The following is a 2,472-nucleotide window of genomic DNA, read 5'->3' as shown; positions in this document are numbered from 1 at the left end:
CCAAGGCGACCATCCAGTTTGATGAGGTGGGTGAAAAAACACTGCTGCTCAGTTTTGCCAAACTGCGCATACATGGGTAATTACGGATTAGGAATTAAGAATTAGGAATGGATCAGAAAGTGGTATGAGATATTAAATAACACTCGAATCACTTTATCTACCTTCATTCATAACTATAATTTTTAATTCGTGATATTAAATTCGTAATTCGTAATTCTTAATTTGTAATTCATAACAATGGAAGCTAGTACCACCTTTAAACAAGACCTGTTGCTGCGCGAATACGGCAGAAATGTACAGGATCTTGTTAATCACATACTGAGTCTCGAAGACAGAGCAGAACGCACCCGCCAGTCGCACCTGCTGGTTAACCTGATGGCCAAACTCAATCCGCAGCTGCGCGAAACACAGGATTATCCGCAGAAACTGTGGAATCACCTGTATGTGATGTCCGGATCAAAGCTGGATGTCGATGCGCCTTACCCGCTGAGTGCTATGGAATACCTCAACGACAAGCCGCAGCCGATGGAGTATCCCCTGAACACACCCCGCTTCAAGCATTATGGCAAGAATGTGGAGCTGCTTATCAAGCGGGCTACCGAGCTGGAAGACGAGAAAGAACGTGAAGCCGCCATTATCTCCATTGGTAAACTGATGAAAACGCTTTACAGGTCTTACAACAAAGACAGCATCACCGATGACGTGATCCTGAGCGATATCCAGCAGATCTCCAAAGGCCAGCTGAACATGGACCTGGCCTATATTGAGAGCAATAACCTGTTTGAATCTGTTGGGGGCAGATCACCGCAGGAACCAAACAACCGACCGCAGCAGACCCGTAGCAACGATAATAACCGTGGTGACCGCAGCCGGAAAAACCCCAGAACTTCTTCTTCCAATCAAAGAAATAAATAGTACTAAATGGCTTCATTTGAAGTAATTGGCGGCAATAAGCTGCGCGGCGACATTTATCCGCAGGGTGCCAAAAACGAGGCACTCCAAATCTTGTGTGCTGTGCTGCTGACAGCAGAGCCTGTTACCATTTCCAATATTCCCGATATCAGGGACGTAAACAAACTGATCGAACTCTTGAGTGACCTGGGTGTTGCCGTGGAGCGTGTATCAGCCGATACCTATACCTTCCGCGCCGACAACATCGACCTCGATTACCTCGAAACAGATAGTTTTGTAGAACATGGACGCGCTATCCGGGGATCCGTGATGATCGTTGGCCCGATGCTGGCCCGCTTTGGCAAGGCAAAAATGCCGAAGCCTGGGGGTGACAAGATTGGCCGTCGCCGCCTGGATACCCACTTCATCGGCTTCGAGAAACTGGGTGCCCGGTTTGAATACGACTCGGAAGACAGCTTCTACACGGTTACGGCCGAAAGGCTGCAGGGTACTTATATGTTGCTGGATGAAGCTTCCGTAACAGGTACCGCTAACATCCTGATGGCTGCTGTGCTGGCAGAGGGCACAACGACCATTTACAATGCTGCCTGCGAACCGTATGTGCAGCAGCTTTGCCGCATGCTCAACCGCATGGGAGCCCGTATCAGTGGTATCGGCTCTAACCTGCTCGTGATAGAGGGTGTGGAGAAACTGGGAGGCACAGAGCACCGCATGCTGCCTGACATGATCGAGATCGGTTCTTTCATCGGTCTGGCTGCCATGACCGGCTCTGAGATCACGATCAAAAATTGCCAGATACCAGAGCTTGGCCTGATTCCGGATACGTTCCAGCGACTGGGCATCAAAATGGAATTCCGGGGCGATGACATCCATATACCTGCGCAGGACCGCTACGAAGTAGATACGTATATCGATGGCAGCATCCTCAACATATCGGACCATACCTGGCCCGGCCTGACGCCGGACCTGCTGAGTGTGGCGCTGGTGGTAGCCACGCAGGCCAAAGGCACGGTGCTGATTCACCAGAAGATGTTTGAGAGCCGCCTGTTCTTCGTGGACAAGCTCATCGACATGGGAGCTCAGATCATCCTTTGTGATCCGCACCGCGCGACCATCATCGGACAGAACAAGCAGATTCCGCTTCGTGGCATCCGCATGACCTCCCCTGACATCCGTGCAGGTGTAGCCCTGCTGATTGCGGCCTTATCAGCGGAAGGTACCAGCATCATTGACAACGTAGAGCAGATTGACCGTGGCTACCAGAACATAGATGGCCGCCTCAATGCATTGGGCGCTCAGATCAGAAGATTATAAGCTATACCTGCTATAAAACAAAAAGAGCACCTGGTAAAGGTGCTCTTTTTGTTTTAAGATTATTGAGTAAAGAAAGTCTTCAGCGTTGCAGCTATTCCAATTTGTTCGGGCTTTCCTACCTCTTTTTTTAATTCTGGCTTTGGAGCGCACTGAGCTGCCGAGGTAACTTTATCTATTATAGCTGTATTATACGGTATGACTCAGAGTCAAAGAGTTTGCTTCACCGGGTCCAACCACCCCTGCCCC

The 2,472-nt window shown here is 49.8% G+C and carries 2 protein-coding genes; both read left to right on the top strand.

Annotation, left to right across the window (positions count from 1 at the left end):
- The first annotated feature begins 237 nt into the window (after positions 1–237).
- The gene (locus OB13_RS18775) at positions 238–915 is read left to right on the top strand and encodes a DUF4290 domain-containing protein (RefSeq protein ID WP_461491719.1); all 678 of its coding nucleotides are present in this window, start codon (positions 238–240) and stop codon (positions 913–915) included.
- A gap of 6 nt (positions 916–921) precedes the next feature.
- Positions 922–2,226 (top strand): UDP-N-acetylglucosamine 1-carboxyvinyltransferase, encoded by a 1,305-nt coding sequence (gene murA, locus OB13_RS18770; RefSeq protein WP_461491718.1) that lies wholly within the window; start codon positions 922–924, stop codon positions 2,224–2,226.
- Positions 2,227–2,472: the final 246 nt, after the last annotated feature.

The organism is Pontibacter sp. HJ8 (genome assembly GCF_054824225.1).
This window is presented reverse-complemented; position numbering and strand designations above follow the sequence as displayed.